This window comes from Nocardioides sp. Kera G14 (assembly GCF_020715565.1).
Classification (GTDB): Bacteria; Actinomycetota; Actinomycetes; order Propionibacteriales; family Nocardioidaceae; genus Nocardioides.
The window spans coordinates 2,156,996-2,174,577 of the sequence record NZ_CP085839.1 but is presented as its reverse complement, the minus strand read 5'-3'; the positions used below and the strand labels follow the sequence as shown (position 1 = coordinate 2,174,577).

18 protein-coding genes are annotated in these 17,582 nt (G+C 67.1%); 7 read left to right on the top strand and 11 right to left on the bottom strand.

What is annotated here, in order from left to right; all coding sequences use genetic code 11:
* Nucleotides 1-56: 56 nt before the first annotated feature.
* Genes coxB through LH076_RS10710 form a run of 3 tightly spaced genes read left to right on the top strand, consistent with a single transcriptional unit; the run spans nucleotide 57 to nucleotide 2,934 of the window.
* Nucleotides 57-830, top strand: coding sequence for a cytochrome c oxidase subunit II (coxB, locus tag LH076_RS10720; protein WP_227780691.1), 774 nt, complete (start codon nucleotides 57-59; stop codon nucleotides 828-830).
* Entirely contained in the window at nucleotides 827-2,512 is a 1,686-nt protein-coding gene (gene ctaD / locus LH076_RS10715) for a cytochrome c oxidase subunit I (RefSeq protein ID WP_227780690.1), read from the top strand. Before coxB ends, ctaD begins: the two co-directional genes overlap by 4 nt.
* Nucleotides 2,509-2,934: a cytochrome c oxidase subunit 4 gene (locus LH076_RS10710; protein WP_321573697.1), complete on the top strand. Its 426-nt coding sequence runs from the start codon at nucleotides 2,509-2,511 to the stop codon at nucleotides 2,932-2,934. The genes ctaD and LH076_RS10710 overlap by 4 nt, the downstream gene beginning before the upstream one ends.
* A 188-nt stretch (nucleotides 2,935-3,122) precedes the next feature.
* Here LH076_RS10710 and LH076_RS10705 read toward each other — a convergent pair whose 3' ends face one another.
* The 5 genes from LH076_RS10705 to LH076_RS10685 are packed head-to-tail and all read right to left on the bottom strand — an operon-like array spanning nucleotide 3,123 to nucleotide 8,511.
* Nucleotides 3,123-4,172 (bottom strand): LLM class flavin-dependent oxidoreductase, encoded by a 1,050-nt coding sequence (locus LH076_RS10705; RefSeq protein ID WP_227780688.1) that lies wholly within the window; start codon nucleotides 4,170-4,172, stop codon nucleotides 3,123-3,125.
* Between the two features lie 44 nt (nucleotides 4,173-4,216).
* Nucleotides 4,217-5,848: a cytochrome b gene (locus tag LH076_RS10700; RefSeq protein WP_227780687.1), complete on the bottom strand. Its 1,632-nt coding sequence runs from the start codon at nucleotides 5,846-5,848 to the stop codon at nucleotides 4,217-4,219.
* Nucleotides 5,848-6,960, bottom strand: coding sequence for a ubiquinol-cytochrome c reductase iron-sulfur subunit (locus LH076_RS10695; protein WP_227780686.1), 1,113 nt, complete (start codon nucleotides 6,958-6,960; stop codon nucleotides 5,848-5,850). The genes LH076_RS10700 and LH076_RS10695 overlap by 1 nt, the downstream gene beginning before the upstream one ends.
* The gene (locus tag LH076_RS10690; protein ID WP_415753125.1) at nucleotides 6,957-7,826 is read right to left on the bottom strand and encodes a c-type cytochrome; all 870 of its coding nucleotides are present in this window, start codon (nucleotides 7,824-7,826) and stop codon (nucleotides 6,957-6,959) included. The genes LH076_RS10695 and LH076_RS10690 overlap by 4 nt, the downstream gene beginning before the upstream one ends.
* A 34-nt stretch (nucleotides 7,827-7,860) precedes the next feature.
* Nucleotides 7,861-8,511 (bottom strand): heme-copper oxidase subunit III, encoded by a 651-nt coding sequence (locus LH076_RS10685; protein ID WP_227780685.1) that lies wholly within the window; start codon nucleotides 8,509-8,511, stop codon nucleotides 7,861-7,863.
* Nucleotides 8,512-8,564: 53 nt separating this feature from the next.
* Between LH076_RS10685 and LH076_RS10680 the strand changes: the two genes are divergently transcribed.
* From LH076_RS10680 to LH076_RS10665, 4 genes are read left to right on the top strand one after another with little or no spacing between them, the layout of a single operon-like run.
* On the top strand, nucleotides 8,565-9,497 hold the full coding sequence (locus tag LH076_RS10680; protein WP_227780684.1) for a cytochrome c oxidase assembly protein: 933 nt from the start codon (nucleotides 8,565-8,567) through the stop codon (nucleotides 9,495-9,497).
* Between the two features lie 10 nt (nucleotides 9,498-9,507).
* Entirely contained in the window at nucleotides 9,508-9,912 is a 405-nt protein-coding gene (locus tag LH076_RS10675; RefSeq protein WP_227780683.1) for a hypothetical protein, read from the top strand.
* The gene (gene trpD / locus LH076_RS10670) at nucleotides 9,909-10,940 is read left to right on the top strand and encodes an anthranilate phosphoribosyltransferase (protein WP_227780682.1); all 1,032 of its coding nucleotides are present in this window, start codon (nucleotides 9,909-9,911) and stop codon (nucleotides 10,938-10,940) included. Before LH076_RS10675 ends, trpD begins: the two co-directional genes overlap by 4 nt.
* Nucleotides 10,937-12,172 (top strand): hypothetical protein, encoded by a 1,236-nt coding sequence (locus tag LH076_RS10665; RefSeq protein WP_227780681.1) that lies wholly within the window; start codon nucleotides 10,937-10,939, stop codon nucleotides 12,170-12,172. The genes trpD and LH076_RS10665 overlap by 4 nt, the downstream gene beginning before the upstream one ends.
* On the opposite strand, the gene LH076_RS10660 is transcribed toward LH076_RS10665, so the two are convergent.
* The 6 genes from LH076_RS10660 to LH076_RS10635 form a co-directional block, all read right to left on the bottom strand.
* Nucleotides 12,151-13,128: a Gfo/Idh/MocA family oxidoreductase gene (locus LH076_RS10660; RefSeq protein WP_415753343.1), complete on the bottom strand. Its 978-nt coding sequence runs from the start codon at nucleotides 13,126-13,128 to the stop codon at nucleotides 12,151-12,153. The genes LH076_RS10665 and LH076_RS10660 overlap by 22 nt on opposite strands.
* Before the next feature lie 5 nt (nucleotides 13,129-13,133).
* Nucleotides 13,134-14,219 carry a DegT/DnrJ/EryC1/StrS family aminotransferase gene (locus LH076_RS10655; protein ID WP_227780679.1) on the bottom strand — a complete coding sequence of 362 codons (1,086 nt, stop codon included), beginning with the start codon at nucleotides 14,217-14,219 and terminating at the stop codon, nucleotides 13,134-13,136.
* Entirely contained in the window at nucleotides 14,216-14,800 is a 585-nt protein-coding gene (locus tag LH076_RS10650) for an acyltransferase (RefSeq protein WP_227780678.1), read from the bottom strand. The genes LH076_RS10655 and LH076_RS10650 overlap by 4 nt, the downstream gene beginning before the upstream one ends.
* The gene (locus tag LH076_RS10645) at nucleotides 14,797-16,227 is read right to left on the bottom strand and encodes a DUF2142 domain-containing protein (protein ID WP_227780677.1); all 1,431 of its coding nucleotides are present in this window, start codon (nucleotides 16,225-16,227) and stop codon (nucleotides 14,797-14,799) included. Before LH076_RS10645 ends, LH076_RS10650 begins: the two co-directional genes overlap by 4 nt.
* The gene (locus LH076_RS10640) at nucleotides 16,224-17,129 is read right to left on the bottom strand and encodes a glycosyltransferase family 2 protein (protein ID WP_265333814.1); all 906 of its coding nucleotides are present in this window, start codon (nucleotides 17,127-17,129) and stop codon (nucleotides 16,224-16,226) included. The genes LH076_RS10645 and LH076_RS10640 overlap by 4 nt, the downstream gene beginning before the upstream one ends.
* Before the next feature lie 170 nt (nucleotides 17,130-17,299).
* Nucleotides 17,300-17,578: an Lrp/AsnC family transcriptional regulator gene (locus LH076_RS10635; protein WP_227780676.1), complete on the bottom strand. Its 279-nt coding sequence runs from the start codon at nucleotides 17,576-17,578 to the stop codon at nucleotides 17,300-17,302.
* Between the last annotated feature and the right edge of the window lie 4 nt (nucleotides 17,579-17,582).

Below are 17,582 nucleotides of genomic sequence, written 5' to 3'. Positions count from 1 at the left end.
TTCTGCTGTTGTCGGGATGCTCGTCGGAGAGCGAGGGCGCGTTCAAGCGTCTGGGGATGCCGGAGACGGTCACCGTCCAGGGCAAGCACAACCTCGACCTGTGGCAGGGTGCGTGGATCGCGGCCCTGATCACGGGTGGTATCACGTGGGCGCTGATCTTCTACGCGATCTGGCGCTTCCGTCGTCGCAGTGACGCCGACATCCCGGTCCAGACGCGGTACAACCTGCCGCTCGAGATCTTCTACACGATCGCGCCGGTCCTCATGTGCATCGTCTTCTTCACCCACACGGTGAAGGCCGAGAACGCACTGCTGGACGACAGCAACGCGACGAACACCATCGAGGTCGTGGGCCAGCAGTGGCAGTGGACCTTCAACTACGGGCTGGGCGAGCGCGACGCCTCGGCGGACGACTTCGACGCCGTGCAGAAGTCGTTCCCCTACTCCGACTACGTCTACGAGGTCGGCACCGCGTCGTACATCCCGACGATCTACCTGCCGGTCAACGTGACGACCCGTTTCAACCTGCACAGCCCGGACGTCATCCACGACTTCGGCGTCCCGAGCTTCCACATGCGTATGGACGTCGTGCCCGGCCGCGTCAACCACTACGCGGTGACGCCCACGAAGACCGGCACGTACAAGGGCAAGTGCTACGAGCTCTGCGGGGTGTCCCACTCCCGCATGCTCTTCAACGTCAAGGTGGTCAGCCAGGCTGACTACGACGCCTACCTGGCCAAGCTGAAGGAGCAGGGCGCTGAGCGTTCGACGCCGCTTCTCGGTGGTTCGGAGGCCTACACCCAGGATGGCCTGAACGGAGACTCAGAGTGACCGCCACAGCGACACCGTCGACGGCGACCCCGAGCGGACGCCGCTCCCTCGGCCAGCAGGCCTACCGCCTGCTGACCACCACCGATCACAAGCTGATCGGCAAGATGTACTTCGTCACCGCGTTCTCGTGGTTCATCGTGGGCGGCATCATGGCGCTGCTCATCCGTGCGGAGCTCGCCTTCCCGGGCCAGCAGGTCGTCAACGACGAGCTCTACAACCAGCTCTTCACGATGCACGGCACGATCATGCTGCTGCTCTTCGCGACGCCGCTCTTCTTCGCCTTCGGCAACGCGATCATGCCGCTCCAGATCGGCGCGCCCGACGTCGCGTTCCCGCGACTGAACATGTTCAGCTACTGGCTGTTCCTCTTCGGCGGCCTCATCGCCGCGTCCGGCTTCCTCACCCCTCTCGGCGCCGCCGACTTCGGCTGGTTCGCCTACACGCCGCTCTCCGACGCCGTCCGCTCGCCGGGCGTCGGTGGTGACCTCTGGATCATGGGCCTCTGGATGGCTGGTCTCGGCACCATCCTCGGCGCGGTCAACTTCATCACCACGATCATCTGCATGCGCGCCCCCGGCATGACCATGTTCCGGATGCCGATCTTCACGTGGAACACGCTCATCACGTCGCTCCTCGTGCTCATCGCCTTCCCGGTCCTCGCCGGCGCGCTGCTCTCGCTGGAGGCCGATCGTCAGCTCGGTGCCCACGTCTTCGACGCCGCCCACGGCGGGTCGATCCTGTGGCAGCACCTGTTCTGGTTCTTCGGGCACCCGGAGGTCTACATCATCGCGCTGCCGTTCTTCGGCATCGTGTCCGAGATCCTGCCGGTCTTCAGCCGCAAGCCGATCTTCGGGTACGTCGGCCTCGTCGGTGCCACGCTCGGTATCGCGATCCTCTCCGTGGCCGTGTGGGCCCACCACATGTTCGTCACGGGTGCCGTCGACCTGCCGTTCTTCTCCGGCATGACGTTCCTGATCGCCGTCCCGACAGGTGTGAAGTTCTTCAACTGGATCGGGACGATGTGGGGCGGGTCGATCAGCTTCGACTGCGCGATGCTGTACTCGCTCGGCTTCCTGACGACCTTCCTCTTCGGTGGTCTCACCGGCATCATCCTGGCGTCGCCGCCGCTGGACTTCCACGTGTCCGACTCCTACTTCGTGGTGGCGCACTTCCACTACGTCGTCTTCGGCACGGTCGTCTTCGCGATGTTCGCCGGCTTCTACTTCTGGTGGCCCAAGATGACCGGCAAGATGCTCAACGAGCGTCTCGGCAAGATCCAGTTCTGGCTGCTCTTCATCGGCTTCCACACGACCTTCCTCGTCCAGCACTGGCTGGGTGTCGAGGGCATGCCGCGCCGGTACGCCGACTACCTGCCCTCCGACGGCTTCGAGACGCTCAACCAGATCTCCACGGTCGGTGCGTTCCTGCTGAGCCTCTCGATGATCCCGTTCTTCTGGAACCTCTGGGTCACGCGGAAGTCGCCGAAGATCCTGGTCGACGACCCGTGGGGCTGGGGTCGGTCGCTCGAGTGGGCCACCTCCTGCCCGCCGCCGCGTCACAACTTCAACATGCTGCCGCGCATCCGCTCGGAGTCCCCGGCCTTCGACCTCCACCACCCGGAGATCGCCGCACTCGAGCTCGATGACAACGAAGCCCTGAACGAGAAGGATGCCCTCGAATGAAGTCGATGAAGGGCGAGACCTGGATCTTCATCTCCTGCACGATCTTCCTCGTGCTGGTGACCCCGACGTACTACTTCGTCACGGACGGCTCCGACCACGGGGTCGACTGGACGGGCTTCTCCGCACTGGTCATGTGCACCCTGCTGGTCGCGATGGTCTCCTTCTACCTCGGCTTCCACGCCGTGAAGGACCCCGCGCGGCCCGAGGACCTCGACGACGCGGAGATCGCCGACGGCGCCGGTGAGCTGGGCTTCTTCGCCCCGCATTCGTGGTGGCCGCTGTGGGCTGCGCTCACGCTGAGCACGATCGTCTTCGGGGCGGCCATGGAGGCCTACTGGCTGATGATCATCGGTGGCGTCCTCGGCGCCCTCGCCGTCTCCGGTTGGATCTATGAGTTCTACCGCGGAGAGCACGCTCACTGAGTTCGCCGCTTCAGCGACGCCCCCGGCCCTACGGCCGGGGGCGTTCCGCATGCCTACCACCCCACGTCCGGGACGACTTCGCCCACCGAGGGTGGCACCGTCCGGGTTGGTTCGTCCCGGACGGCGCTGTGTCCGGGACGACTTCGCCGGGTCGGGTGGCGGAGCCCGGGTCGGTTGGTCCCGGGCGCTCAGTCGGCGAGGAGCTCGCGCACGCGCGGGATGACCTGGGTCGCGTAGAGCTCGATCGAGCGGAGGTTCTGCTCGTGGGTCAGGCCGTTGTCGTACTTCAGCACGAAGCGCTGGATGCCGAGCCCGCGGACGGTCCGGGCGATCTTCTGCGCGACCGTCTCGGGTGAGCCGACGTACATCGCGCCCTGCTCGATCTCTGCGCGGATCTGGGCCTCGGTGCTGACGCCCCAGCCGCGCTCACGGCCGATCGTGTTCCGGGTGGCGAGCGCGGCGGGCGTGACGAGCCGCGCTGCGGTCTCGTCGTCGTCCCAAACGAATCCGGGGGAGTGCGTCCCCACCGGCAGCGAGCCGGGTGCCGCGGCACCGTCGTGGAGCTCGCGCAGGGCGCGGTGGTAGAGCTCGACGAACGGTGCGAAGCGCAGCGGGTCGCCGCCGATGATGGCGAGCATGAGCGGGAAGCGGTAGTCGGCGGCACGCACGACGCTCTCCGGAGAGCCTCCGACGGCCACCCAGGACGTGAACGGTGACTGGGGCGGAGGATAGAGCACTGCATCCACGGGAGGCCGTACAGAGCCCTCCCAGCGGACACGGCCCTCGGGGCCGGCGTCCCGGATCGCGGCGAAGAGGTCGAGCTTCTCGGCGAAGAGCCGCTCGTAGTCGGCCAGGTCGTGGCCGAAGAGGGGGAAGGACTCGGTGAAGGAGCCGCGTCCCAGCGTGACCTCGGCGCGGCCGCCCGAGAGCGCGTGCACCGTCGAGGTCTGCTCGAAGACCCGGATCGGGTCGTCGGAGGAGAGCACGGTGACGGCGGTGCCCAGTCGGATCTGTGACGTCGCGGTGGCGAGACCCGCCTGGATCAGCGAGGGTGCGCTCACCGCGAAGTCCCGCCGGTGGTGCTCGCCGACGTTGAACGCATCCACGCCCAGCCGGTCGGCGAGCACGCCCTCCGCGACGACGTCGCGGATCACCTGGGCATGCGGGACCGCTGTGCCTGCCGGGTCGCTCGGCACGCCGCCGAAGGTGTCGAGGCCAAATTCAAGAGGGGCGTTCACGTGATGTGAACGCCCCTCATGACTTGAAGATTCCCGTGACGGGGTCAGTGGCCGTGGCCACCCTCGAGCTCGGCGTGGTCGTCGCCGTGGCCGTGCTCGAGATGAGCCCGGGCCTCGTCGTACTCCGCCAGCGTCGGCTTGTCGACGTCGTCGGCGTACCAGAGCTCACGCAGCTTGCCGCGCAGGCCCTTGGCCGGCGGCTCGGTGCTGAGGGCGTCCGCGCTGCGGTCGCCCACGGTCCACGTGAAGGCCTTCTCGACCGGGAGGGGGAGGTGCCTCTCGTAGTACTCACCCTCGGGGGTGCGCATGAGCACGCCCGACTCGTAGCCGTGGAGGAGCTCCTCGTTGGTGTGCCGCTGGAGCGAGATGCAGATCCGGCGCGTGACGATGAAGGCGATCAGCGGGCCGATGAAGACCAGGGCACGCAGGTAGTACGTGATCTGGTTGATCGACGCGTGCAGCTTGATCGCGATCAGGTCGTTACCACCGGCCGTCCACGCCATCGCGTAGAAGGTCATGAGCGAGACCATCAGCGCGGTGCGGGTCGGAGCGTTGCGCGGACGCTGGAGCAGGTGGTGCTCGCGCTTGTCGCCGGTGATCCACGACTCGACGAACGGCAGCATCAGCAGGATCGTGAACATGACGCCCGGGGTCAGGATGACCGGGACGAAGACGTTCCAGCTCCACGTCGAGCCCCAGAAGTGTGACTCCCAGCCCGGCATGATGCGGAGGAGGCCGTCGGGCCAGCCCATGTACCAGTCAGGCTGCGAACCGGCGGTGACCTTCGTCGGGTCGTAGGGGCCGAATTTCCACACCGGGTTGAGCGACAGCAGGCCGCCCATGAGGGCCGTGACGCCGAAGACGATGAAGAAGAAGCCGCCTGCCTTGGCGGCGTAGACCGGGAGCATCGGGAAGCCGACGACGTTGTTCTCGGTCCGGCCGGGGCCCGCCCACTGAGTGTGCTTGTGGTAGACGAGCAGCAGCATGTGGGCTGCGATCAGGGCCAGCAGGAGGCCCGGGATCAGCAGCACGTGGATCGTGTAGAGGCGCGGGATGATCGAGTCACCCGGGAACTCGCCTCCGAAGAGGAAGAACGACACGTACGTGCCGACCAGCGGGACCGCCTTGATGAAGCCGTCCGCGGCCCGGATACCGGTGCCGGACAGCAGGTCGTCAGGCAGCGAGTAGCCGGTGAAGCCCTCGAGCGTGCCGAGCAGGAGCAGCAGCGAGCCGATCACCCAGTTGAGCTCACGCGGCTTGCGGTGCGCGCCGGTGAAGAAGACACGCAGCAGGTGGATCATCATCGCGGCGATGAAGAGCATCGCGGCCCAGTGGTGCATCTGCCGCATGAGCAGTCCACCGCGGACGTCGAAGCTGATGTGCAGCGACGAGGCGTAGGCCTGCGACATCTCGATGCCGCGCAGCTGGTTGTAGGAGCCCTGGTAGGTGGTCTCCGCCATCGAGGGCTGGAACCACAGCGTCAGGAAGACGCCGGAGAGCAGCAGGACGACGAAGCTCCACAGCGCGATCTCGCCGAGCATGAAGGACCAGTGGTCCGGGAAGATCTTGCGGAGGTTCTTCTTGCCCATGGCTGCGAGGCCGAGGCGCTCGTCGGCCCACTCGGCGGCCTTGCCGACGCGCGTGGTGGGGGCGCCGGTCGGTGCGGTGGTGGTCATCAGATGCCCGCCTTCTTCTGGACCTCGTCAGGCGACTCGGTGTTGCGCTGCCAGTAGCTGGGGCCGACCGGCTCCGGGAAGTCGGACAGCGCGATGAGGTAGCCCTCGTCGTCGACGCCGAGGGGCAGCTGCGGGAGGTGGCGGCCGGCCGGGCCGAAGACGACCTTGCCGGAGTCGGCGAGGTCGAACGTCGACTGGTGGCACGGGCACAGCAGGTGGTGCGTGGTGCGCTCGTTGAGCGAGATCGGGCAGCCGACGTGGGTGCAGATCTTGGAGTAGGCGACGATGCCGTCGACCGACCAGTTGCGGGTCGCGTTGCTGACGATGTCGTCGGGGTTCATCCGGAGCATGACGATCGCGGCCTTGGACTTGGCGACCTGCAGCTCCGTGCCCTCGAGCTCGGGCTGGCCGTTCTCCTCGGTCGGGAAGATCGCTTCGGGCTCGGCGTTGAAGAGGTCACCGATCTCGACGTCGGAGGCCTTGATCGGTGTGCCGACGACGTCGCGGACGACGCGCATGCCCTTGCTCCACACGGTGTGCTCGAGGCCGGCGCCGGCGTACTCGCCGACGACCTGGTTGGGGAGCGGGCCGAGGTCGCGCAGCAGGACGACCACCGGTGCGACGAGGAGGGTCACCGCGCCGAGCAGCGAGTTGCGGACGAGGGGGCGGCGGGCGATGCCCGACTCCTCGATGCCCTGCTGGAGCGCGGCGACGGTGGCCGAGCGGTCCTCGAGGGAGGAGGAGGCCGGGTGGCGCTCCTCGGCGAGCTCGACGTCGGCCATGAGCTTGCGGGCCCACTGGATGATGCCGATGCCGATGAAGAGGAGCGCGAGGCCGAGGAAGACGCCGAGGGCGACGTTCGAGGCGCCGAGGCCGATGAACGTGTCACCGTCGATGCCGCTCTTGATCGCGAAGTAGGAGACCACGAAGAGGATCGTGGAGACGGCCGAGAGGCCGAACAGGACGGCCACCTGACGCTCCGCGCGGCGCTCGGCCGCGGGGTCGACGTCGGTGGGACGCCAGACGTGCTCGTGCAGCCCCGGGTCCGCGAGCAACGCGTCGGTCGACACGTTCAGCTCGTGGTGAGACTCCGTGTGCTGGTCGGTGCTCACGCGCTCAGGCCCTTCCTCTTGCTGGTACGGGTGGTGTGGGCGGCGATCCAGACGGCGAAGCCGACGAGGACGCCCAGGCCGACGATCCAGGCGAAGAGGCCTTCGCTCACCGGACCGAGGTTGCCGAGGGAGAAGCCGCCGTAGCCGGGCTCCTCCTTCATCGAGCCGATGTAGGCGATGACGTCACGCTTCTCCTCGGGCGACAGGTTGCCGTTGGAGAAGGTGTCCATCGACTGCGGACCCGTGAGCATGGCCTCGTAGATGTGCTTCGGGGTGGTGTCGAGCAGCTTGGGGGCGTAGCCGCCGCGCGGCATGGCGCCACCCTCACCGGTGAAGTTGTGGCAGGCGGTGCAGTTGGTCAGGAAGATCTGGCCACCGCGGACGATCGCCTCCTCCTTCTGCTCCTTGGTGAGGCCGTCCGTGGAGTAGTCCTTGGCCGTCGGGATCGCGGGGCCGGGGGCCAGGCTGGCGACGTACGCCGCGAGGTCCGCGATCTCCTCGTCGGTGTAGACCTTCTTCTTCGACGGCGCCTGCTGGCCGGGGGCGGCCAGCGGCATCCGGCCGGTGCCGACCTGGAAGTCGACGGAGGCGGCACCCACGCCGGCGAGGCTCGGGCCGATGAGCTTGCCGTTGATGTCGGTCTGACCCTCGGCGTTCTGGCCGTGGCAGAAGGCGCAGCCGACGAGGAAGAGCTCCTTGCCCTTCGCGGCGTCACCGATGCTGGAGTCGTCAGCCGCGGAGGACGGCGAGAAGGCGGCGTACAGGCCACCGGAGAGGCAGAGGGCTGCCAGCAGCACGACGAGGCCGGCGATGGGGCCACGACGGTGCCGCGAGAGGCGACCGGCGGAGCGGTTCAGGAGGCGCAAGGGACAGTCCTAACTTCGGTGCGTGCGGCCGGTGTCACTTGATGATGTAGATCGAGGCGAAGAGCCCGATCCACACCACGTCGACGAAGTGCCAGTAGTACGAGACGACGATCGCGCTCACGGCCTGCTCGTAGGTGAAGCGGCGCGCGATGAAGGTGCGGCCCAGGATGAGCAGGAAGGCGATCAGGCCGCCGGTGACGTGGATGCCGTGGAAGCCGGTGGTCAGGTAGAACATCGTGCCGTACGCCGACGAGGGGATCGTGATGCCCTCCTGGATCAGCGAGGCGTACTCGGTGGCCTGACCGGCGATGAAGATCGCACCCATGATGTAGGTGAGGACGAACCACTCACGCAGGCCCCAGGTCATCGGGTTGAAGACCGAGCCGGTGCGGCCCACGAGGCCGGCCTCGGCCTTGAAAACACCCATCTGGCAGGTCACCGAGCTGAGCACGAGGATGATCGTGTTGGTGAGCGCGAACGGCACGTTGAGGTGGCTCGTGTTCTGCGGCCACAGCTCGGGGCTGACCGAGCGGATCGTGAAGTACGCCGCGAACAGGGCGGCGAAGAACATCAGCTCCGAGGAGAGCCAGATGATCGTGCCGACCTGGACCATGCTCGGTCGGTCGTGCTGCCCGTGAAGACGGGATGCCGGAAGTGCTGAAGCTGCAGTCGCCACGGGCCTCATTATGTCGGTAGCCGGACAGAGAGCCACCCCGACCCCCCGATTACAGTGGATGCGTGCCTGATCTACCCCCGTTCGGCTGGTCCTCGTTCTTCGAGCAGTGGGGGATGGCGCCGATTCCGTTCGTCGTGACGGTCTGGGCGGTCGGCCTCTACGTCTGGGGCGTGGTGGTGCTGCGGCGCCGCGGGGACCGCTGGCCGATCGGCCGGACGATCTCCTTCGTGGGGGTCGGGATGGGCTCCTTCTTCGTCGTGACGCAGTCCGGGTGGGCGGCGTACGACACGACGCTGCTGTCGGTGCACATGGGCCAGCACATGGTCCTCTCGATGCTGGTGCCGCTGTCGCTCGCGCTCGGCGCACCGGTGACGCTCGCACTCCGGACGCTGCCGCCGGCGCCCCGCCGCTGGCTGCTGGCCGTCCTGCACTCACGAGTCGTCAAGGTGCTCAGCTTCCCGCCGCTGACGTTCCTGCTGTACGTCGTCTCCCCGTGGGCCCTCTACTTCTCGGGCTGGTACCCCGCCTCCCTCCACCACGACTTCGTGCACGAGATGATGCACCTGCACCTCGTGCTCGTCGGCTCGCTCTTCTTCTGGCCCCTGATGGGGGTCGACCCGATCCCCGGTCGCGTCTCGTACCCCTTCCGGGTGCTGCTGACCGTCATGACGCTGCCGTTCCACGCGTTCCTCGGCATCACGATCATGGGGCAGTCGACCCTGCTCGGCGGTTCCTGGTACCCCGATCTGCACCAGGGGCCGATGGGCTCCTGGCTTCCCGACCCTGCTGCGGACCAGAACCTCGCCGGTGGCTTGTTGTGGGGTGCCGGTGACTTCGTGGGCCTGATCTTCTTCGGCGTGCTCTTCACCCAGTGGGTGCGGCAGTCGATGAGGGAGGGGGAGCGGGAGGACCGCCGCCTCGATCTCCTGGAGGCGCGTGAGGCGCGCGAGCGGGCTGCCGCCAAGGCGGCTGCCGAGAAGGCTGTCGCGGAGTAGAGTCACGAAGGTGACCGCATCGAAGCCGTTGAAGGTCCTCGTCTACAGCGACGACATCGAGACCCGCGCGCAGGTCATGCGTGCGCTGGGCCGGCGGCCGCATCCGAGCCTTCCCGAGCTGGAGTACCTCGAGGTCGCGACCGAGCCGGTCGTGATCCGGTACGCCGACGAGGGCGTCGACCTGATGATCCTCGACGGCGAGGCCGTGCCCGCCGGGGGACTGGGGATCGCGAAGCAGCTCAAGGACGAGCTCTCGACCTGCCCGCCGATCGTCGTCCTCACGGGTCGGCCGCAGGACTCGTGGCTCGCGTCCTGGTCGCGTGCGGAGGCGGCGGTGCCGCAGCCGATCGACCCGATCGAGCTCGCCCAGAAGGTCATCGCGCTCCTGCGCGAGCACGTACCTGCGACCGCATGAACGCGCAGCTCTCCTGGCCCGACGTCCTCGGGCCCCTCGTCGCACGCGCCGACCTCTCTGCCGAGCAGGCCGAATGGGCGATGGGCGAGATCCTGTCCGGTGAGGCGACGCCGGCGCAGATCGCCGGTTTCGCGATCGCGCTCCGCGCCAAGGGCGAGACGGTCGACGAGCTCGGTGGTCTCGCGGCCGCGATGCTGGCCAAGGCCAACCCGATCTCCGTGCCCGGCCGACTCCTCGACATCGTCGGCACCGGCGGGGACCGCTCGATGTCGGTCAACATCTCCACCATGTCGGCCCTCGTCGCCGCCGGCGCCGGTGCGAAGGTCGTGAAGCACGGCAACCGCTCCGCCTCCTCCCAGTCCGGGTCTGCTGACGTGCTCGAGGCGCTGGGCATCCGCCTCGACCTGCCGATCTCCCGGGTGGCCGAGGTCGCCGACGAGGTCGGCATCACGTTCCTCTTCTCCGCCGCCTTCCACCCCGCGATGCGTCACGCCGCCGTGCCGCGCCGCGAGCTCGGCGTCGGGACGTCCTTCAACCTGCTGGGGCCGCTCACCAACCCCGCCCGACCAGCAGCGTCAGCGATCGGCTGCGCCGACCTGCGCTCGGCACCGGTCATGGCGGGCGTCTTCGCCGCCCGCGGCGTCGACGCCTGGGTCTTCCGCGGCGACGACGGCCTCGACGAGCTGACCACGACCGGTCCGTCGACAATCTGGGCCGTCCACGACGGCGACGTGTCGACGCATGCGATCGACCCCGGTGACTTCGGCATCGAGCTCACCACCGCCGAGGACCTGCGCGGCGGCGACGCCGCCTTCAACGCCCAGGTGATCCGCGACCTGTTGGCCGGCAAGACCGGGGCGGTCCGTGACGCCGTACTCCTCAACGCCGGCGCCGGCCTCGCTGTGCACGAGGCCGCCGGCACGGCCGTCGCCACCGCCCTCGCGGCCGGCATCGCCAAGGCCACCGAGGCGATCGACTCCGGCGCCGCCCAGGCCGTCCTCGACCGCTGGGTTGCCGCCACCGCGTGACGCTCGGCAAGCCCGTCAAGCGGTGGGTCAAGGGCCGGCTCCCGTCGGCCAGGCGCGCGTCAGCGGCCGCGGCGAGCGGCGCCAGCGCCATCGCGTCGATCGGTGCCTGGGTCGCTACCGTCATCGTGGCGAGACTCTCGAGCACTGCGGACTACGCACTGTTCGCCACACTGTGGTCGCTGCTGTTCGGCTTCGGTGGCCTGGCGCTCGGCCTCCAGTTCCATGCCATGCGGGAGGAACTCCGGGGCGAAACCGCATCAGGCTCGACCGGAGTCGGCCTGGTCAGCGCCTGCGGTTTCGCGCTGATCGCGTGGGCCCTGCTGCCGCGTGGGGAGTTCGGCGGCTTCACGCTCGCGGCCCTCGTCATCGGGTGTGTGGGCATGGTCCCCCTCTTCACGGCTCTCGGCCGAGCATCGGCGCGAGGCGCTTGGGGCTGGTACTTCGCGCTCACGGCACTCGACTCAGTGGTTCGTCTGGTCCTGGTGACCCTCTGTGGATTGAGTGATGCTCCGACATGGGTGTGGGCGCTCGCCTTGGGCCTTCCCGCCTATGTGTGCGCTGCGTACCGAGCGCCGCGGAGGGCAGGTGCCGCCGACGGCTCGGGTTTACCTGCCGGTCGCTCGCGACTTCGTCTGGTGCTGACCATGACGGCCACCGGCTGTGCGTCTGTGCTCCTCAGCGGAATGCCCATGCTGGCCGGCTTCTTGAGGGGCCTTCCCACCGGTGACGTCGCGCCGGTGTTCGCGGCCCTCCTCCTGTTCCGCGCGCCGCTGGTCCTGGTGAGCGGCTTGCGTCCGATCCTCCTCATCAGGGCCCTGAGGTCTCATGCTTCTGCGGGGGCGGCTGTGTGGTGGTCGTGGAGAGCGGTGCTGGTCGCTGCTGTGCCGCTCTCGGCCCTGGCCGTAACAATCGGCCCCGCGGCCCTACGCGCCGTCTTCGGGCCGGACTACCAGATCACTCGCGGCGCAGCGATTGAGCTCAGCGTCGGAACGCTCCTCCTGGCGCTCGCCATGACGTCGGGCATGGTGCTCACCGCTCTGCGCCAAGGCGCGCCCGAGATCGCCGGATGGGTCGCAGGTCTTCTAGTAACGGTCGTGGCGCTGCTGCTGCCCTTGGGAGTTGCGGACGCGGTCCTCCTTGCCGGAATGGTGGGGCCGTTGTGCGCGGCCGTCGTGAACCTGTTTCAGAGCCTCCGCCGGCAGAACGATGCTCATGCTCGGCCAGTCGCCTGACCGCGGCTGCTCTGAAGCATCTCCTCTGCCACGGCGACTGTCAGAGCGGCGTCCTCCACGCCGACCACGTCCATGGACTCGCCACGGACGGCATCTCGGAAGGCCATGAGTTCGTTCCGAAGCGGCTCCTGCTTCGCGATGGCGAACCGGGTCATATCGCCCTGGACGACGCCGCGGAAAGACTTGAGCGCCTCCCACTCGACTGGCTGTGCCCCGTTCTCGTAGATCGTGAGGTCAGCGGTCAGGGTGTCAGCGACGAAGGTCCCACGCTCACCTGTGACGACGGTCACCCGTTCCTTCAGGGGTGAGAGCCAGTTGACCAGGTGGTTAACCACCGTGCCGTCGGCCAATGTGCCCACCGCAGCGACAAGGTCTTCGTGCTCACGACCCGATCGGTTGGCCGTCTGGGCCGAGACCGCCGTATACGGCTTGCCTGCGACCCACGCAGTCGTATCGATGTCATGGGTGGCGAGGTCGAGAATCACGCCGACATCGGCGATGCGCTCCGGGAAGGGTCCTTGCCGGCGAGTGGCGATCTGATAAATCTCGCCGAGGTCGCCACGAGCCAGGCGCTGGCGCAGGGACTGGAGGGCGGGATTGAATCGCTCGATGTGACCCACGCAGGCGATCACCCCGGTTCGCGCTGCAGCGTCGGCGATCATGCGTGCCTGAGCAGCTGTCGGCGCGACGGGCTTCTCGATTAGGACGTGCGTTCCGCGTTCGAAGAGGAGTTCGGCCACCGACGCGTGCACGGCCGTCGGCACAGCGACGATCGCCATGTCAAGCGTGAGCCGTTCGAGTGCCGCGAGGTCATGCACCCTCAGGGACTCCACGTGTGGATCGGATTGTGGTCGGGGATCGACCACTGCGACCAGCTCGACGCCCTCCATCGACGAGAGCACCCGCGCGTGGTGCCGGCCCATCTGCCCCACGCCCACGACGGCAGCTCTCAACATCCCGGTCATCGAAGGTCGCCGAACTCGTTGACGGCGTCGATGACACGCGACTGATCGTCCGGCGACAGGCCTGGCCGGATCGGGAGGGACAGGACCTCGGTCGCTGAGCGGTCCGTCTCGGTCAGCGGCTCGCCCGAACTGGCGAAGGAGGGCAGCCGATGGGCGGGAATCGGGTAGTACACCGCACTGTCGATGCCTCGAGCGTCAAGGAACGCCATCAGCTCGTCACGCCTGTCAGAGCGCACCGTGTACTGGTGGAAGACATGCGAGAAACCGTCGCGAACCTGTGGCAGCACCAGGCCCCTAATCGTGGCGTCATAGTTGAGGGCGATCGCGCGCCGCGCTGAGTTCATTGCCGGCAGCTTGGTCAACTGGATCCGCCCCAGAGCCGCCGCAACGTCGGTCATCCGATAGTTGAGCCCGATCAGCTCGTTCTCGTACCTGCGCTCCATCCCCTGGTTCCGTAGCAGGCGCGCTCGCAGGGCCAGTTCGGGATCTTTGGTCGTGAGCATCCCACCCTCACCGGTCGTCATGTTCTTAGTGGCGTAGAAGCTGAAGGCAGCCATGTGGCCGAGCGAGCCGACTGGTGCGGTGTCCACTGCCGCGGCGTGCGCCTGACACGCGTCCTCGATCACCAGGAGATCGTGTCGAGAGGCGACCTCGAGCAGGCGGGGCATGTCGGCGGGATGGCCGTAGAGGTGCACCGGCACGATTGCCCGCGTGCGCCGCGTAATCCGGGCTTCGACTTCCCGTGGGTCGAGACAGAAGGTCACCGGTTCGATGTCAGCGAAGATGGGCGTCGCCCCTGTCAGAGCCACAGCATTCGCCGTGGCGGCGAAGGTGAACGACGGCACGATGACTTCGTCACCGGCTCCGATGCCGGCAGCGAGAAGCGCAACATGGAGTGCACTCGTGCCCGAATTCACCGCTACGCAGTGCGCGCCGGCGACGAGGTCGGCGAACTCCGCCTCGAAATGCGCGACCTGCTCGCCCTGGACAAGCCGTCCAGATCGGAGGACCGCGGTCATGGCCTCAATCTCATCGTTGGTCAGCTCGACCGCGACGGCCCCCACGCGTGAGCGGCGGTTCATGTCAGCTCCCTGAGGGTCCCGGCATCTTCCTCGAAGCGCACCGCGGTGACGGGACACTCCCACGACCCGTCTTCGAGCTCGACGAGCCGGTGGCCGGTCGGGCCCACCCACCCGATCTGACGTGCGGGAACTCCGGCCACAAGGGCAAAGTCCGGGACGTCCCGAATGACGACTGCTCCGGCCGCGACCATCGCCCACCTGCCGATCGTCACAGGGGCGACGCACACGGCCCGAGCTCCGACCGAGGCACCCTTCAAGATCGCCACGCCTACTGGCGTCCAGTCCGTGGCTGACTTCAGTTCGCCGTCGGGTGTGACGGCACGCGGGTTGTGATCGTTAGTTAGTATGACCGCCGGTCCGATGAAGACGCCGTCCGCGATTACCGCGGGTTCGTACACCAAGGCGTCGTTCTGGATCTTCACCTTGTCACCCACGGTGACCCCGGCGCCGATGTAGGCGCCTCGGCCGATGACGCAGTCCTCGCCGATCACCGCCTGCTCGCGGACCTGGGCCAACCCCCAGATGCGGGTCCGCTCGCCCACCTGTGCTGTCGGGGCTATCAGAGCGTCTGCGGCGATCATGCTGCCGTCCGGTCTGATCGAGGCCACGGAGCGGTCCCCGCCACGAGCGCCGCACAGCCGAAGGCGGCCACGATGCCGATGACCGGAAGCGGTGGAATCCAGCGGGCCGGGTCGACAGCGTCGTGCGCCAGTTGCCGGTGGGCGGCAAGAACGACTGCGGCAACCTGTGCGATCGCAAGTGCGGCAGGAACGAGCATGCTGGCGAGGTTCCGGATGACCTCGGGTATGTCCCCGTCGAGGTGTGCCGCCGCGAGGAGCGGAATACCGACGAGGAACGGCAGGAGATAGCGCCCCTGCCACGCGCCGCCGTAGTCGTTGTATGTAGCGAAGGTGATGCCGCCGGCGATGATGATCGCCGTCGCGATGGCACCGATCGTCACGACTCGAACCCGGATGGGCATCTGACTGACACCGAGGCCGAGCACGGTGAGGAGAGCAAAGAAGTAGACAAGATAGACAGTGGGGGCACTCGCCTCATTTCGCAGGGGAAACGCGGCGACCGACTGGAGCAACCAGAGCGGAATCTGTCCTCCGACGATCTTGAGACGGTCAAGGCTATTCGCGTCTGGGCTCCCATCGGCGCCTACGGTCAGTGCACGCATCGAGAGGATCCACCAAAGGCTGGCCACCGAGGCAAGGGCGACGAGGCCGGCCGCGATCCAGGTGGTTCGTCGGCCGAAGTAACTCATCCACCACTGCCGAGCGGGCATCTCCGCCAACACAACGGCCAGAACGATCATGACGAGCCACAACGGCCCCAGAGATCGGACCGTGACGAGGACAGATGCCGAGAGCGCAGCGACCACTGTGTTGAGCGGACGATTCGGCGTACGGATCACCCCTATGAGGGAGGTCCAAGCGGCCAACCCTGCAGCCATTTCGACGCCGTTTGGCGCCAGCACCGCAGTGCTGTAGAGGAGAACGGGACTTAGCGCCACGCCAAAGGCCAGGACGGGCCATCGGGACGACGCCCAGGTACGCATCGAAAGGAGCCCGGCCACGAGTACCAGCAGAGCGAGGGTGGCAGACACGACCCGCATGCCGTACAGCGCAGCATCGCCTTTGAGTATGAGCGACGGGAGTCCGGCGAGGGCATAGAAGACGGGGTTGTAGCGGCCAGCACCGCTGGCGATCCGCACCATTCCATCGCTGCTCGGGGTTCCTACGCAGTCGGCCGCGACGGTGTAGGGCAGCGCGCGGCACTGGGCTGATGCCGCCGTCACGATGTCTTGAGGCACGCGCAGCCATGCTCCCGTCCCGCGAGTGGCCGCTGTCGGTTGGACATGCCACTGCCCGTGCGCCACGGCAGCAGCCCGGTAGGAGTGATCGAACTCGTCGATCCCGCGAAAGGGCGCGATCGCGAACAACCAGACCAGCTGAAGGATCGCGACACCGGCTGCGATCAGCACGACCTGCAGACGGCTCACTTGTTGCCTTCTTGGATGTCCAGCATCAAGGCATTGATCGTCAGATGGAGCCCGGTCAGGAACGGTGCAACGGCGAGGAGAACCGTGCCGGCGCTCGCGGTTGGAGGCCCGAGCGTATGGACGACGACGAACGTGCCGGCAATGAATGAGAAGAAGAAGCACAGAAGCCCGGTAAACAGCAGCAGGGCCACGGGAGAGAAGGACTGCAGGACGTACTTCCACCAGATCCTTCTCCAGAATCCTCCGACCAAGGTCCGGAGGATCCGGGGTGCCACCTTCGTGAGCTTCATTCCGGAGATCTCGTCGCCGTAGATCGCGGGCACAGCAATATCTCGCGCGCGAGCGCCGGAGATGTTCAGGTTGATCAGAAAGTCGTTCTCGAAGTCGTAACGCTGGGAGACGGAGTCAAGGTCAAGGCGTGTGAGAGCTGCAACGGAGGTTGCCGTGTAGCCGTTCTGTGGATCGAAAAGGCTCCAGTAGCCCGAAGCGGCCTTGGTCAGGAACGACAGGGCGATGCTGCCGAAGATCCTCATCCGTGGCATTCCCTTGAGCGATTTCGGAGAGTAGAAGCGATTGGCCTTGGTGAAATCGGCGGTCCCGTCGACGATCGGGTCGAGGAGGGCGGGGAGGAAGTTCGGATCCATCTGGGCATCGCCGGCCATCACGACGCTCACGTCCGCTCCCAGTTCGATCGCGCGTCGGTGACCGGTGATGATCGCGCCACCGACTCCGAGGTTCCTGGCCAGGGTTCGAACTTCAAGCCTCGGGTCGTCCGAGGTGCGGGCGATCTCGGCCGTCCGATCAGTGCTGGCATCGTCGATCACGAGGATGAAGTCGACCAGTTCCGGCGCGGTGTCAATGACTGTCCGGATGAGGCGTTCCTCATTGTGCGCTGGCACCACGACTGCCACTCGAGCACCTAGATACAAGATTTCACCCTCGCCGTCGGCCGATGTCCGGGAGGAATGACGTTAAGGCATGCGGATGCGGCGCTATAGGAACGCGGAGAAGATCTGGCCGACCGCATCCCGGTCACTGGCCCGGGAGGACTACTCCGGATGGCGGAACGGGCTCAAGCCAAACCGAGGGAGAACGCCGACTCGAGATCATGTTTCGAGAAGGCACGGAACGCGATGTGTGTCTCGGTGTCGAGCACGCCGGCCACCTTGTTGAGCTGATCGGAGACGACGGTGGCGATCTCGTCGTGGCTCCTGACCCGCACCATGACGATGAGGTCGATCTGGCCGGTCGTGGAGTAGACCTCGCTCACGCCGTCCAGGTCCGCGATCGCCTGTGCGACCTCGGGGATCCGGGCGGTATCCGCTTTGACGAAGACGATGGCGGTGATCACGCTC

What these genes read in the sequence shown, in the direction of transcription:
- coxB (WP_227780691.1), top strand. Translation starts at nt 57, where the DNA reads ATGCCGGAGACGGTCACCGTCCAGGGCAAGCACAACCTCGACCTGTGG.
- LH076_RS10710 (WP_321573697.1), top strand. Translation starts at nt 2,509, where the DNA reads ATGAAGTCGATGAAGGGCGAGACCTGGATCTTCATCTCCTGCACGATC.
- LH076_RS10700 (WP_227780687.1), bottom strand. Translation starts at nt 5,848, where the DNA reads ATGACCACCACCGCACCGACCGGCGCCCCCACCACGCGCGTCGGCAAG.
- LH076_RS10685 (WP_227780685.1), bottom strand. Translation starts at nt 8,511, where the DNA reads ATGAGGCCCGTGGCGACTGCAGCTTCAGCACTTCCGGCATCCCGTCTT.
- trpD (WP_227780682.1), top strand. Translation starts at nt 9,909, where the DNA reads ATGAACGCGCAGCTCTCCTGGCCCGACGTCCTCGGGCCCCTCGTCGCA.
- LH076_RS10660 (WP_415753343.1), bottom strand. Translation starts at nt 13,128, where the DNA reads ATGTTGAGAGCTGCCGTCGTGGGCGTGGGGCAGATGGGCCGGCACCAC.
- LH076_RS10655 (WP_227780679.1), bottom strand. Translation starts at nt 14,219, where the DNA reads ATGAACCGCCGCTCACGCGTGGGGGCCGTCGCGGTCGAGCTGACCAAC.
- LH076_RS10650 (WP_227780678.1), bottom strand. Translation starts at nt 14,800, where the DNA reads ATGATCGCCGCAGACGCTCTGATAGCCCCGACAGCACAGGTGGGCGAG.